The 14,538-nt window shown below is 74.8% G+C and carries 9 protein-coding genes; 7 read left to right on the plus strand and 2 right to left on the minus strand.

The window, feature by feature from the left end:
• The first annotated feature begins 7 nt into the window (after window positions 1-7).
• Window positions 8-1,342, plus strand: a complete 1,335-nt coding sequence (locus AC3CHW_RS08640; RefSeq protein ID WP_488470061.1) for an RNA polymerase sigma factor — start codon at window positions 8-10, stop codon at window positions 1,340-1,342.
• A gap of 4 nt (window positions 1,343-1,346) precedes the next feature.
• Here AC3CHW_RS08640 and AC3CHW_RS08645 read toward each other — a convergent pair whose 3' ends face one another.
• Window positions 1,347-4,781, minus strand: a complete 3,435-nt coding sequence (locus AC3CHW_RS08645) for an AfsR/SARP family transcriptional regulator (RefSeq protein ID WP_488470062.1) — start codon at window positions 4,779-4,781, stop codon at window positions 1,347-1,349.
• 328 nt (window positions 4,782-5,109) lie between these two features.
• Between AC3CHW_RS08645 and AC3CHW_RS08650 the strand changes: the two genes are divergently transcribed.
• The 4 genes from AC3CHW_RS08650 to AC3CHW_RS08665 all read left to right on the plus strand — a co-directional run bounded on the left by AC3CHW_RS08650 (window position 5,110) and on the right by AC3CHW_RS08665 (window position 10,759).
• Entirely contained in the window at window positions 5,110-5,715 is a 606-nt protein-coding gene (locus AC3CHW_RS08650) for an SDR family oxidoreductase (RefSeq protein ID WP_488470063.1), read from the plus strand.
• Between the two features lie 220 nt (window positions 5,716-5,935).
• Window positions 5,936-7,195, plus strand: coding sequence for an MFS transporter (locus tag AC3CHW_RS08655; RefSeq protein WP_488470064.1), 1,260 nt, complete (start codon window positions 5,936-5,938; stop codon window positions 7,193-7,195).
• Between the two features lie 1,601 nt (window positions 7,196-8,796).
• The gene (locus tag AC3CHW_RS08660; RefSeq protein ID WP_459248135.1) at window positions 8,797-9,735 is read left to right on the plus strand and encodes a TauD/TfdA dioxygenase family protein; all 939 of its coding nucleotides are present in this window, start codon (window positions 8,797-8,799) and stop codon (window positions 9,733-9,735) included.
• Between the two features lie 100 nt (window positions 9,736-9,835).
• The gene (locus tag AC3CHW_RS08665) at window positions 9,836-10,759 is read left to right on the plus strand and encodes an aromatic prenyltransferase (protein WP_459248134.1); all 924 of its coding nucleotides are present in this window, start codon (window positions 9,836-9,838) and stop codon (window positions 10,757-10,759) included.
• Between the two features lie 225 nt (window positions 10,760-10,984).
• On the opposite strand, the gene AC3CHW_RS08670 is transcribed toward AC3CHW_RS08665, so the two are convergent.
• On the minus strand, window positions 10,985-11,494 hold the full coding sequence (locus AC3CHW_RS08670) for a hypothetical protein (RefSeq protein WP_488470065.1): 510 nt from the start codon (window positions 11,492-11,494) through the stop codon (window positions 10,985-10,987).
• Between the two features lie 350 nt (window positions 11,495-11,844).
• Here AC3CHW_RS08670 and AC3CHW_RS08675 point away from each other — a divergent pair, with 350 nt between their 5' ends.
• A complete protein-coding gene (locus AC3CHW_RS08675; protein WP_488470066.1) occupies window positions 11,845-12,345 on the plus strand; it encodes a cytidine/deoxycytidylate deaminase family protein in 501 nt (166 codons plus the stop codon).
• Window positions 12,346-12,501: 156 nt separating this feature from the next.
• A complete protein-coding gene (locus tag AC3CHW_RS08680; protein WP_488470067.1) occupies window positions 12,502-14,526 on the plus strand; it encodes a sugar-binding protein in 2,025 nt (674 codons plus the stop codon).
• Window positions 14,527-14,538: the final 12 nt, after the last annotated feature.

A 14,538-nucleotide genomic window follows, 5' to 3' on the forward strand; every position in this document is an offset into this window, starting at 1 on the left:
GTGGGCGATGAACGAGGTCTTCGAGGGGGCCGACGGGACCAGCAAGGCCGACGGGACCAGCAGGGCCGACGGGAGCGACGGGGCGGGTCCGAGTGGCGGGGCCGGCGGGGCCGGTGACGTCAGGGAGGTCGAGCACCTGCTGCGCACCGAGGCGCCGCACGTGCTCGGCGCGCTGACGCGACGCTTCGGCCGCTTCGACATCGCCGAGGACGCCGTGCAGGAGGCGCTGCTCGCCGCGCACGCGGCCTGGACGGCCGAGGGTGTTCCCACCCAGCCGCGCGGCTGGCTGATCCGCGTCGGCTACCGGCGCATGGTGGACCTGCTCCGCTCCGAACAGGCCAGGCAGCGGCGCGAACGGGACGTCAGCCTGGCCGAACTCGCCTCCCGTACCTCGGAGCCCGTGCCCGCGACGGACGACAGCCTCACCCTGCTCCTGCTGTGCTGTCACCCCGAGTTGGCGCCCGCCTCCCAGGTCGCGCTCACCCTGCGCGCCGTCGGCGGGCTGACGACCGCCGAGATCGCGCACGCCCACGGCACGTCCGAGGCCACCATGGGCACCCGGATCAGCCGCGCCAAACAGCGGCTGGCCCGCGCCGGTGCCCGCTTCACCCCGCCGACCGGCGCCGACCGCGAGAGCCGGATGGCCGCCGTCATGCGGGTGCTCTACCTGGTCTTCAACGAGGGTTACACCGCCACCGCCGGAACCGCCCTCACCCGACTCGACCTCACCAGCGAGGCGATCCGGCTGGCCCGCATGCTGCACGCCGCCGCGCCCGAGGACGCCGAGGCGAGCGGGCTGCTGGCGCTCATGCTGCTCATCGAGTCCCGGCGGGCCGCCCGCACCGGCGCGGACGGCGGGCTCGTACCGCTGGACGAGCAGGACCGTACGCGGTGGAACCGCGACCTGATCCGCGAGGGAACCGCGCTGATCGACGGCGTCTGGGGCCGCCACGCGGCGGGCCCCTACCAGCTCCAGGCGGCCATCGCGGCCCTGCACGCGGCGGCCCCCTCCTCCGAGCGGACCGACTGGCCACAGATCGCGATGCTCTACCTGTGGTGGGAACGCCTCGCCCCGAGCGCCCCGGTCCGGCTCAGCCGCGTGGTCGCCGTCGCCCAAGCCTTCGGCCCTGTCCGCGGGCTCGCCCTCCTCGACGACCTCAACCGGCGCCACGGCCTGGACCGCCACACCCTCACCCGGCAGCGCGAACGCGCCGTCCGCGCCCACCTGACCCATCTGTCCGGCGACGCCGCCCGCGCCGCCACCCTGTACCGCGAGGCCGCGGACCTCACCGACAACGAGGTCGAACGCCGCTACCTGCTCGGCAAGGCCGACGGCGGGTGACCGGCTAGCGCTCTCGGCTGTCGGGCGCGGCGCGCTCGCCCCCGCCCCGTAGCCGGTCGGCCGCCGCGCGGGCGTGCCGGGCCGCGTCGGTGGTGGTCAGCTCGGCGCCACGGGCGAACGCCGCCGCGAACGCGGGAGCGCCCAGGATGGCGCGGGCCGCCGCCGTGCCCCGGTCGACGTCGGCGCGCTCGGCGGGCGGCAACGGGGCGCCCACGGAGCGCCGGGCCGCGTCGGCCGCGCCGAGCAGCAGGGCCGCGCTGGTGGCGGCGGGCTCGTCGGCGGAGCGGGCGAGCGCGCCCGCGAGGCCCTCCAGGGAGAGGGCGAGGGCGCGCGGCTCGTCCAGGGAACGGGCGATGTCCAGGCCGCGCAGGTGGTACGTGGCGGCCAGGGCCGCGTCACCGCGCAGTTCCGCGACGAAGCCCAGCTCGGCCAGGCGCAGGTGGTCGCCGGCCGGCGACGAGACCGCCGCGTAGCCGTCGCCGATGTGCCGCAGGTGCGCCTCGGCGGCGTCCAGGTCGTGCGCGCGGCGCGCGCCGAGTGCCAGGCCCATCTCGGAGTGGATGACGCCGTACGTGTAGCCCTGTTCGGCGGCGCCGCGCCGGGCCCGTTCATGCAGGTCGCGGGCCCGGTCCCAGTCGCGGGCCAGCAGCGCGAGGCGGCCGAGGCCGGAGAGCCGGGCGGAGACCTCCGCCGCGAGCCCCAGTTCCCGCGCCATGCGCAGCCCCTCGTGCTGGCGGCGCGCCGCTTCCTCGTACGCGCCCCTGATCTCGGCCAGCGCCGCCAGGGGCGTGACGGTCTGCAACTCTCCCCACCGGTCGCCGAGTTCGCGGAAGAGTTCGGCGCCGCGCAGCCCGTCGCGACCGAGCGCGGCCAGGTCGCCGCGGACCAGGGCGAGCATCGCCCGCAGCGCGAGGGCGGCGGCCGTGCCCCACCGGTCCCCCGTGGCGGTGCACAGGGCGAGGGTGTGGGCGTTCAGCTCGTCGCTTTCGGCGGTGGCGCCCGCGCTGAACAGGCCGTACGCGCACAACCACAGGGCGCGGGCGCGGCGCGCGGGGTCCGGGATCGCCTCGGCGGCGGACCCTTCGACGGCCACCGCGCGGTCGCCCGTGAGCAACGCGAACGCGGCGTGCAGCAGGGTGAGTTCGGCCGCCACGGGGTCGGCCCCGGCGGCCCCCACGGGGCGGGCGGCGCGGGCGGCCCGCAGGCCGCGCCGGCCCTCGGTGAGCCGGCCCCGGAGCAGCCACCACCAGGCCAGGGACGCGGCCAACCGCGCGGCGTCGTCGGCCGCGTCCGGCGCGGCGGCGGGCCCCGTCGCCTCGTCCAGCGCCCGGCGCAGGTTGTCGGCGTCGGCGTCCAGGCGGGCCAACCACGTCCGCTGCTCGGCGCCGTGCAGAAGGGGCGCGGCGCGTTCGGCGAGCGCGCGGTAGTGGCGCAGGTGGCGTTCGCGTACGGCGTCGAGGTCCGCCATGTCGGCCAGCCGCTCGCGCGCGTACGCGGCGACCGACTCCAGGAGCCGGTAGCGTCGTCCGGTCGGCGCGTCCACGACGGCCACCAGGGACCGGTCGACCAGCCGTGTCACCAGGTCGAGCACGTCGTCGTGGGCGACCCCGTCCCCCGCGCAGACCGCCTCGGCGGCCGGCAGGTCGCAGCCGCCGCCGAACGCGGCCAGCCGGCGCAGCACGATCCGCTCGGGCGCGCTGAGCAGTTCCCAGCTCCAGTCGATCACCGCCCGCAGCGTCTGCTGGCGGGCGGGCGCCCCGCGCTGACCAGAGGTCAGGACGCGGAACCGGTCGCCGAGCCGGTCGGCCAACTCCCGTACGCCCAGCGCGCGCACGCGCGTGGCCGCCAGCTCCAACGCGAGCGGGAGGCCGTCCAGGCGTCGGCAGATCTCCTCGACGGCCTCCCGGTCGTCGGGGTCGGCCGGGCCCGGGTCGGCCGGGAAGCCGGGGGCGCGGGCGGCGGCGCGCTCCCGGAAGAGTCGCACGGCGTCGGCGGTCGGCAGCGGCTCGACCAGGAACACGGACTCGCCGGTGCGGCCCAGCGGTTCCTGGCTGGTGGCCAGCACGCGCAGGCCGGGCGCGGTGTGCAGGAGGAGGGTCACGAGTTCGGCGGCGGCGTCCACGACGTGTTCGCAGTTGTCCAGGACGAGCAGGGCGCGGCGGTCGCGCAGGGCGGCGGCGAGACGGCGCGGCGGGGCGGGGGCGCGGGGGCCGCGCGGCGCCAGCGCGGCATCGTCCCGGATGCCGACGGCGGTGGCGACCGCCTGGGCCAGGTCCTCGACGGTCGCGGCGCGCAGGCCGGCGAACTCGACGAGCCAGACGCCGTCGGGGAACCGCTCGGCGTCGCCCGCCGCCTCCTCCGCCGCGGCCACGGCCAGCCGCGTCTTGCCCACTCCGCCCGGCCCGGTGAGCGTCACCAGGCGCGCGGAGTCGAGGAGTCGTCCGACCTCGGCGAGGTCCCGCCGGCGGCCGATCAGGGAGGTCAGGGGCGCGGGCAGCCGCGCTCCGGGGCCCACGAGGGGCGGCTCGACCACCTCGGCGGGCGAGCCCTCGGCCGAGCTTTCGGCCGGGCGGGGCGGTTGGCGCTGGTACGGCGCGGGCGCGGGTTGCGGGGCGGCGGAGCCCGCTGGCGGCGGGGCGGACGGGGCGGCGGGGCCCGGTGGTGACGGCACGGGGAGGAGGCGCGCGTCCTGCCGGAGCACCGCCTCGTGCAGCTCGCTCAGTTCGGGGCTCGGGTCGACCCCCAACTCCTCCGCGAGGCGGGCCCGCAACTCCTCGTACGAGGCGAGCACCTCGCTCTGCCGCCCCGCCCCGTACAGGGCCCGCATCTGGAGGGCGCGCAAGCGCTCGCGCAGCGGGTGCCGCCCCACGAGGTCGGTCAGCTCGTCGGCGACGGCCGCGTGGTCCCCCGCGGCCAGCCGCGCCTGCGCCTGCTCCTCCCACGCGGACAGCCGCTGCTCCGTGAGGCGCTGCGCGGCGGGCCGTACGAACTCCTCGTCGGCGAAGTCCGCGTAGGCGGGTCCTCGCCACAGGGCGAGCGCCTCGGCGAACCGCGCGGCCCGCGCCCCGGGTTCACGCACCTGACGCGCCTCGGCGACCAGGGCCTCGAACCGGGCGGCGTCCACCTCGTCGGCGGCGCCGGCCGAACCGTCGGGGCCCTCGGGGCCACGCAGCCGCAGCCCGTAACCCGGCGGCTGCCGCACCACCCGGTCCCGGCCGATGACCCGGCGCAACTGGGAGACCCGGGACTGTAGGGCGCCCGCCGGCCTGCTCGGCGGCTGGTCGCCCCACAGGTCGTCGATGAGGCGATCCGTCGCCACCGGACCCCCGTCGTGCGCGAGCAGATCCGCGAGCAGCGCCCGGACCTTCACCTCGGGGACCGTGACCGCCTGCCCCGCCTCGTCCCACACCACCAGTGGCCCCAGCACCCCAAACCGCATGCGCGTCACTGTATAGCCGCGTCTGAGCAGCGGGTCTGAGCGGTACGGGGCGGACGGGGCGGCGGTACGGGGTGACGCCGCGCGTGCGGTACGGGGCCGTCTCGTGGGAACGGGGCACGGGGCCATCTCGTAGCCACGGGGCACGGGGCACGGGGCGGCCCTCGCCGGAGGGACGGGGCACGGGGCACGGAGCGAGCGGGCAGCGGCTCGTGGGGGTGGGCCGCAGCCGATCCGAAGGTTTTCCGAAGCGGCCCCGTGCACAGTCCTTCTCGCCGGGCCACACCGCACACCCGGCGCGGACGACGGGTGCGGGACGGGAGTGGCGCACATGACCAGGTACGCGGGGACCGAGGCCGTGATCGTCGGAGCGGCGAGCGACATCGGACTGGCCATCGCCAAGCGCCTCGTGGAGGGCGGCGCCCGGGTCCTGCTGTCGGCCGGTACGCCACAGGAGCACGCCCGGCTCCGCCGCGAGTTGGGCCCCGCCGCCCAGGTGGTGGCCCCCGGCGCGGTCGACGCCCGACTCGCCCGCGCCGGCGGCGGCGTGGACCTGGTGTTCGCCGACACCGTGGCGGCCGTACGTTCCCTGGCCCCGTACCTGCGGGACGGCGGCGCGGCGGTGCTCACCGTGCCCGCCCCAGCCACCACCGTTCCGCGCCCCGTTGCCCCGTCCCCCACCGCCCCGTGTTCCGCCGCCGCGCTGCCCGACGCCGCGCACGCGCTCGCCGCCGAGCTGGTCGGCCGTGGCATCCGCGTCAACGCGGTGGCCGCGAGCTGTATCGCGGCGCCGAACGGCGCCGCCGTACCCCTCCCGCCGCTGGGTCGGCTCGGCGCCGCCGAGGAGGTGGCCCGCGCCGCGCTCTTCCTGGCGACGGAGGCGACCTTCACCACGGGCGCGCGGCTCCCCGTCGACGGCGGCCTCGGCCACGCGTGACCCACGCGCCGCCGCCCCACGGCCCCGTGCCCGGCACTTCGCGCTCCGTGCCCCGTGCTCCGTACGCCGCGTACCCCACGGCCCCGTGCCCCGTGCTCCGTACGCCGCGCGCAACCCACGCCCCACCACCCGCCACCCACACCAACCCCCAGACACACAGCCCTGGCCGCGGGCCCCGCGCGGCCCGGCCACGCATCCCACCAGAACCGGAGTTCCTCGCATGAGCACCGCATCAGACACCTCGCTCGGTTCCCCCGTCGGCACCGACGCCGACGCCGACGCCGGAGACGGCCCCCCACGGGGCGACGGGCAGGAACGGCAGCGGCTTCCGCTGCTCGCCCTGCTCGCGCTGGCCACCGCCGTCTTCATCACCAGCCTCACCGAGACGCTCCCGGCGGGTCTGTTGCCCGCGATGAGCCACGACCTCCGGGTCAGCGAGTCCGCGACCGGGCAGACGGTGACCATCTACGCGATCGGCACCGCCCTGACCGCCATCCCGCTGACCGCGGCCACAGCCGGCTGGCGCCGCAAGCGGCTGCTGCTGGCCGCCATGGGCGGCTTCGCCCTGGCCAACACCGTCACCGCCGTGTCGTCCCACTACGGGCTGACGATGGCGGCGCGCTTCGTCGCCGGCGTCGCGGCCGGTCTGGCCTGGGCGTTGCTCGCGGGGTACGCGCGGCGCATGGCGCCCGCCCACCTCCAGGGCAAGGCGATCGCCATCGCCATGGCGGGCATCCCGCTCGCGCTCTCGCTCGGCGTGCCCGCCGGCACGTTCCTCGGCAAGGTGACCGACTGGCGGGTGGCGTTCCTCGCCATGACGGCGCTGACGGTGGTGCTGCTGCTGTGGATCGTCGCGGCGGTGCCGGACCACCCCGGGCAGGGGCGCGGCGAGCGGCCGAGGATGCTGCGGGCACTGCGCGTCCCGGGCGTGGCCCCGGTCCTGTTCGTCACGCTCGTCTTCGTCCTGGCCCACACCATCCTGTACGCGTACATCGCTCCGTACCTCGACGACCTGGGCCTGGGCGACAGCGCCGAGCTGGTGCTCCTCGTCTTCGGCGTCGCCTCGCTGGCCAGCATCTGGGTCGTCGGCGCGCAGATCCACCACCGGCTGCGCGCCCTGACCATCGCCAGCACCCTGCTGGTCGCGGTCGCCGCCGCGCTGCTGGCCGTCCTCTCCGACCACGCCGCCCTCGTCTACGTCGCCGCCGTCCTGTGGGGCCTGGGCTGGGGCGGGGTGCCCACCCTGTTGCAGACCGCCGCCGCCGACGCGGGTGGGGAGGCCGCCGACGCCGCGCAGGCCATGCTCGTCACCCTGTGGAACGGCGCCATGGCGGGCGGCGGCGTACTCGGTGGCGTCCTGCTCGGCGGGCTCGGCAGCGACTCGTTCCCGTGGGCCGTCCTGCTGCTCCTCGCGCCGGTGCTCGCGGTCGTGCTCGCCGCCCGCCGGCACGGCTTCCCGGGCAGCCGGCCCATGGGCTGATACGACGACGCGGCGACGCGACCGGCCGCCGTGTTCATCGGTCCCGGACGCCCCGCGCTCCCGCCGCGCCCCCGGCCCCCCGGTCCCGTGCGAACGGGGCCGGGGCCGGCCGCGTCTCGCCATCCGGCCCCGAGCCGGGCGGGGTTGGCGGGCCTTGTGGGGCGACGCGGGGGGCGCCCCGGGCCGGCCTCCTGACGCACTCACCCCCGGCCGAGCCGCGACCCATCCGACGCCGAGCAACGGCGTGCCGCATTCCGCCCACTCCACTCAGGCAATTCCCCCATTCCGTTCCCCCTCCCCCACTCTCCGCGAAAAGCACTCCGCGCCGAGACCGCGACAGCCGAGACCACGACACCAGAGGCCAGCGCCAGATATCCGCCGTGCCGACCATCTCGAAAGGGCACGGAAAATGCGCTGGGGCCTATGAAATGGCATTTCCCAAAAGCATCTCGGCAGCCCTTTCGCGAGCGGGCCGCCGCCATTGGCGCGCCACTTGCCCAAGTGGGACTCCGGATGGCCGGCCCCGAATCCCGGGGGCCGCGAGTTCGATGGCCCGGACGAACGCGCCCGGGAGTTCGCGTTCGGGCGGCCACCGCAGGTGAAAGGCGGGCCGACCGGCATCCCCCGGGGGTTGAGGCTCGCCCGCGTCCGGGTGCGCGCCGTCGCGGAAAGCGAGCGTCCGTTCATGGCATACGGGGGTGCCGGCCCCGCATTGTTCACGCGCGGCAAGCGGCTTTGCTCACCATGTGGACCACAGTTCGCCCCGGCGCGGGCGGGCGCACCCCGACTCCCGGCACGCCGCGGCCCGTGCCCCGGGGCGCATTCCGACCGCGGAGACGATCACCGACCGCGCCCGCCCCGCCCCGTGCACCTCGCCGGCGGCGCGGCCTCCATGGCACGTCAGCCCGACGGTGCGGGGTCGTGGCGGTCGGGTGAGCCGGGCGCTACCGGCTCCCGTTCGCGGCCCTCGCGGGTCTCGCTATAAGTATCCGGCGCACGTACGGCAGCCGATATGTCAAGCCGGTGGCGATCAGTTCGATTGTGAAGCTTCGCCATCGGGTCGATATGTCCCCTTCGGTCGGGCATCCGCATGATAATCTGCTTAAGCGGTCACGTATTCGGTGACGTGCCGGGAATTCTCACGGCAGGGTCATTGACATGCGGGACGCGTGGACGACGTCTGATGCATGGGCACGTTGGCGGATCGACGAACCGCCCAGGGTCGGGGGGAAGGCTTATCTGGCATGCAGCGCAACGACGATCGATCATCCCCATTCCCGGATTGAGTGGCATCGCTGAGAGCAGTTCGCCGGCGAGTAAGCACCGACCGGTCGCTCGCACGGCGTTCCACGGAATCCATGGAAATCCCACGGAGGATGTTTCTGTGCACCGACATGGCAAGCACGAGAGTCGACTCCCGCACAGCCCGACGACGGCGTACGAGATCGTCCGGCGCCCCGTCGCCTAGGGTCGGCCCTCTTCCGGGAAACGCACGCCGGTATCACATCGCCCGCCCCTCCAGCGTCGTGCTTCACGCGGCGCCGGGACCGACCTTCGCCCCGTTCGCACGCACGGTCAGCGGCTGACGGCGGACCACGGGATTGCCCTCGATCACCAGCCCCCAGGACCCGACGAGTTCACGGCTCGTCACCGGGCGCCTGGGCGCGGAGTTCCGCGGCAGCCTCGCCGCCCCGGCCGCCTCGCACATTCCGAACCCCAGCAGAAAAGGTGTTGATGTGTCGCACAGCGGTGTCATGGACGAAGCAACCGAACTGCAACCGTTCGGGATTGTCCTCAACAAGCACGAGAGCGGCGCGGACCTGCGGTCCCTTCCGGTCGCGGAGCTCGACGAACTGACGCGGAAGCACCGGGTCGTCGTGTTGCGCGGCTTGGAGATGCTCCCGAAGGAGGAGCTCGTCGAGTACTGCCGCGAGTGGGGCAAGATCCTGGAATGGGATTTCGGCCCGGTGCTCGACCTCGAAATCAGGGACGAGCCGCAGAACTACCTCTTCGCCAAGGGCGATGTGCCCTTCCACTGGGACGGTGCGTTCGCCTCCGCCGTGCCGCGGTTCTTCCTCTTCCAGTGCATCACGGCGCCGCCCGCCGGCGGTGGCGGCGAGACCGTCTTCTCCGACACGGCCAGGGTCCTGCGGGAGGCGAGCCCCGAGGACATCGCGCTCTGGGAGAAGATGGAGATCACCTACCGGACGGACAAGGTCGAGCACTACGGCGGCCTGGTCACCACGCCGCTCCTCGGCGAGCACCCGGCGAGTGGCGAGCGCACGATTCGCTATGCCGAGCCGCTCGACCCCGAGCGGTATCTGAACCCGCTCTTCCTCGACGTGAAGGGCGTTCCGGCCGACCAGGGCAAGGCGGCCCTGGAAGACCTCAGCACGCGCCTGCACGACCCGGCTGTCTGCTATGCGCACGAATGGCGCGACAACGATATCGTGATCGTGGACAACCACGCGTTGCTGCACGGTCGCAACGCTTTCCGCGGTGACTCCACGCGCCATCTGCAGCGCATTCAGATCCTCTGATCCGACGAGTGAGTTAGCGCCAACACGGTCGCACTTCCGCGCCCAGGCACCTTTGCATTTCTGCACTTCTGCACTTCCGCACTTGCATAACGGGGGAATCATGATCGAAATCTTTGACGACGTCTCGTACGAACCCGGGCAGTTCTACACGGACCTCCAGAACCTGGCCGACAAGAGGTCCGTTCCGTTCGACGGCGCCATGGTGCGCAAGAGTCTCGACGTGTTCGCGAAGGAAATTGACCGTTCCGTCGTCCAGACGAAGACCACGACCAAGCCGGGAGACGGTCTCTACTACCGTTTCTTCTACAAGTGGGAAAACGATCTGGCCGACATCGCGCGTCGAAACGACCTGCTGCGGCATGGCACCGAACCGATCGACCGGCTTCAGCGCGAGGTGCTCGACACGTTTAGCAATGCCACGCAGGCTGGACTGGATTTCGAAGCGGGGCGCGGTCTGGCGAAGGTGTGGACGTTCACGGGAGTGCGACCGATCGAGGACCTTTTCGCGCTCTCGGCTATACCCGAATCGGTTCCCGCACACGCCGAGTTCTTCGCCCGGCACGGGCTGCGCAGGGCGTTCTTCGTCGCCTCCGACTTCCACGGTGAGACGATGAACCTCTATCCCGTCATCGAGCCCGAGTGCAGGAACGCGGAATGGCTGCGCAAGCTCGTGGACGAGACCAGCGGATCGCTCGCCGATACGCCGGACTACGGCAAGATGATGGGCTCCCTGGCCAGGACGGGATGCCTGGGCATGACGTTCAGTTGGCGCAGCCCCGAATTGCACCGCTGGGCGCTGTACAGCCTGAACGCCCCGACCGGTGACGGGTCCGATTTGCTGCCCGCACTGCCGGGGACGCTGGCCGAGTTCGACGACCAGGCGCCGACGCTCAACGCTGATCCGCAGCGGAACGTCGCCTGGTCGTTCGGCAAGGCGGGCTTCTACACCAAGTTGGAGAAGAGCTATGCGAAGGACGCGAACTACTTCCTGACCACCGAAATGGGCTGCGACCTCAGTCGCTGACCCCTCGGGCCACAGGGAGCGGACAGCGCCTTCGCCCCGCCTGGCCGAGCGTGTCGTGTCGTGTCGTGCCATGTGTGCGGAGCCGCCCCCGTCAGCCGGACGGGGGCGGCTCACTCGCGTCCGAGGAGCGGCAGTCTGCGCTCCGGGGCGTACGGGGGGCGCGCGAAACGTCCGGCCGCCGCCTCCGGGTGACGGCGCGCCAGAACGGGCGCGGGCCCGCACCACTCATCCCGTATCCGCCCTCTCCGTCTCCCCCGCTGCCTCCGCCGCCGTCTCCGCCGCCCGCGCGGCGCGCACCGCCCGGTACCGCGCCAGCTCATGGCGGGCCAGCACGGTGCCGGCGCACAGGGCGGCGCCGGCGAGGGAGGCGTACAGGCTCGGGTTGACCCAGCCCGGCACCGCGTCGAACGTGCCGTCGGTCCAACGGCACTCGGCCCGCAGCGGGAACGGCGTGACCTCGCGCGAGAGCACCGACGCGCCCTCGGGCACGCCGCTGGAGGAGCGTTCCGCCGCACACACCACGCGGGCGTCGCTGTCGATGGCGGTGGCCTCGCAGATGCCGTAGCCGTACGCGAGACTGGCGAGCAGCGCGCACAGCAGCGCTCCGTCGCCCCACCACCGCGCGTGGCGCGTCCACAACGACCCGACCCTCGCACGCGTGCTGATCGACGCGCACAGGCAGGTGCCCAACGTCAGGGCCACGACAAGCGTCGTCAGCGGCACCCACCCCGGCATCGTCCGCCCCTCTCCCCCGTGGAACCGCACGTCAGCGGCGTGCCGACCACCGTACTGGGCGGCACGCCGCCGCCCGCCGCCCCGTCACGCCGCGTCGCCGGCGTCGCGGCCCGCACGCCCGCCCCGGGCGGCCGGCCGCCCTCGGCCTCCCCCGCTCGACCGGATCGCGCCCCGTGAACTCCCCCTCAATCTCGTGCCGTTGCCGGTGAGAGAGCGGGGGGTGGCCCGTATGCTCGATCGTGGCCGCCACCCGGGCGGCCCCTCCCGTCGCATGCGGTCGCTGGAGGCACGGCGGATCGGTGCTGGCGTCCTCCCCAGGCACGCCCTGAGTGATCCCAACCGGAGGGCCCATGACGAGCAGCGGCGCGTCCTCACACGCCTTCGGCGCCCCGGGGCCCGGCGGCGCCGTCACCACCGCGGACCGGGCCTGGCTCGCGCTCGCCTGCCGACTGGCGCGGGCGAGTCCGCGCTCGGCGACGGCGTACAGCGTCGGGGCGGTCATCGTCGCCGCCGACGGCACGGAGCTGGCGCGCGGGTACGCGCGGGAGTTGGACCCGTACGACCACGCCGAGGAGGGCGCGTTGGGCAAGCTCGACGCGGACGATCCACGGGTGGCGACGGCCACGCTCTACGTCTCCCTGGAGCCCTGCTCCCACCGGACCTCCCGGCCTCGGTCGTGCGCGCGACTCCTCACGGCGGCCGGCATCGCGCGCGTGGTCACGGCCCGGCGCACGCCCGCGCCGGACGGGGCGGACCGGGCGGGGCCGCTGGCGGCGGCAGGTGTCACGGTCCTGGAGCTGTCCGAGTACGGGCCAGCCGCGATGGCGCCCAACCTGCATCTGCTCGGCTGAACGGACCGCGCGGCCGGGTGGACGGGCGGACGAGAAGCGGACGGGAAGGGGACGGGAAGGGGCTGGGGTGACCAGACTCGATCAGGGGCGTTCGGGATGCCCCCGCTCCTGGGCAGAGATGGACCGTTGAGTCGAGCTGGGTGAAGGAGTCGCCTCGTGCCGTCTGACGTAGCCGCCCCCGTACCACGCCAGGAACCGCCCCCCACGGCTGCCGGCACCACCCGGCCCGCGCCACGCCGCCCCGGCCGGCCGCGCCGGCACGGGACACGGGGCGCGCTGGCCGTCGTCGCGCTGGGCCTCGTCGCGACCTGCGTGCTGGGCTCAGCGCCCGCGACGGCCGCGGGCCCGGACGCCGCGCACCCGGCGACCGGTGGCACGGCGGCCGGCGGCACGGCCGGCACGGAGCCCCGCACGGGGCCGGCCGCGGCACCGGGCACGGGACGGCACACGGAGCAGGACACGGGACAGGACACGGAGCGGGGCCGCTCCGGTCGGGCCCACCACGACGTGCTGTTCATCGGGGCCCACCCGGACGACGAGCACGCGTCGCTGTCCACCTTCGGGCAGTGGCGGGAACGGGACGGGCTGTCCACCGGCGTCGTGACCATCACCCGTGGCGAGGGCGGCGGCAACGCCACCGGGCCGCAGGAGGGCGCCCCGCTCGGGCTGCTGCGGGAGCGCGAGGAGCGCGACGCGGTGCGCCACGCGGGCCTGCGCGACGTGTTCTACCTGGACAAGCCCGACTTCTGGTACACCCTCTCGGCGCCGCTCACCGCCCGCGTCTGGGACGGGCCGCCCCGCGCGGCGGACACGTTGGAGCGGCTCGTACGGCTGGTGCGCGCCACCACCCCGCGGACCATCGTGACGATGGACCCGCGCCCCTTCGACCAGCACGGCGCCCACCAACTCGCCGGCCGGCTGGCCGTCGAGGCGTTCCAACGCGCCGGCGACCCCACGGCCTTCCCGGACCAGATCACCCGCGAGGGGTACCGCCCCTGGCAGCCGTCGCGGCTGCTCGCGCAGAACTGGCGGCTGCGGGGGCCCACCGGGCCCGGCTGCGCCACGGCCGAGGTGCGCGACCCGGCGACGGGGCTGCCGCAGCAGGGGGTGTGGGAGGGCGCGTGGTCCTCCCGGCACCGCACCACCTGGGCGCAGCAGGAGCGCACGGCCGCGCGCGAGTACGTCTCGCAGGGTTTCGGCGCACTGCCCGAGAAGATCACCACCCCGCGCGAGAAGCTGGGCTGCGACTGGTTCTCGGTTCTGGCCGAGGACGGCGAGCCGGTGCGCGCGCCGGTGCGCCCGCAGCGGGACCCGCGCCCGGTGTTCGCCGAGTTCCGCGCCTGGACGGAGCGGGTCGGCATGCCGTGGCTGGCCAACGGGGCACAGCCGGCCTACCCGGCCGCCCCGAGCACCACCGTCCCGGCCGTTGCCACCCCTCCCACCGTGGACGGCGCCGCCGGACCCGGCGAGTACGGGGCCGGCGAGGAGTTGCCGCTCACGCACTGGCAGGGCGAGCGGTGCTCGCCCACGGACTGCGCGGCGACGGCCCGGTTCGTACGGCACGGGGACGACCTGTACGCCACGGTGCGGGTCGCCGACGACGTACGGGGCGCCGCGCTGGAGGCGAGCGACTGCAAGCGGCACTGGCGTACCGACGCGGTGGAGTTCGCGCTCGATCCGCGGGGGGCCTCCGACGACACCGCGACCACCTTCAAGGCCGCGGTGCTGCCCTTCACCGCCGACGGCGGCGCGTGCGCGGCCCGGGACGCCGACCAGCACCAGGGCCCGGCCGCGACGACGGCCCCCGGGATGGAGTGGGCGGCCCGGGTCAGCCAGGGGCCGTACACCGGCTACACCGTCGAGGTGAAGGTCCCGCTGCGCCTGCTGCCCGCCGCCGTCGACCCCGCGGCCCTGACGACCAACGTGCTGGTCTACGACTCCGACACGACGGACAGGACCGGCCAGAGCCGGCTGGCCTGGTCGGCGTACGGCAGCGCGCAGGCGGACCCGTACGTATGGGGCGCGGCGCGGCTGGCCGGGTACGCGCCGCCCGGTGGGCAGCCGGCACGCGAGCCGGTCATTCCGCTGGAGGCCGCGCGCAGCCGCGACTCGCTGCCGTCCGTCCTGCAGAGCCTGCGCACCGGCGTCCCGCTCGCCGCCGGCCCGCGCGTGCCGCGCTGAACCCCGGGGCGG

It is taken from the genome of Streptomyces sp. MGP-BFMKR1 (genome assembly GCF_057766585.1).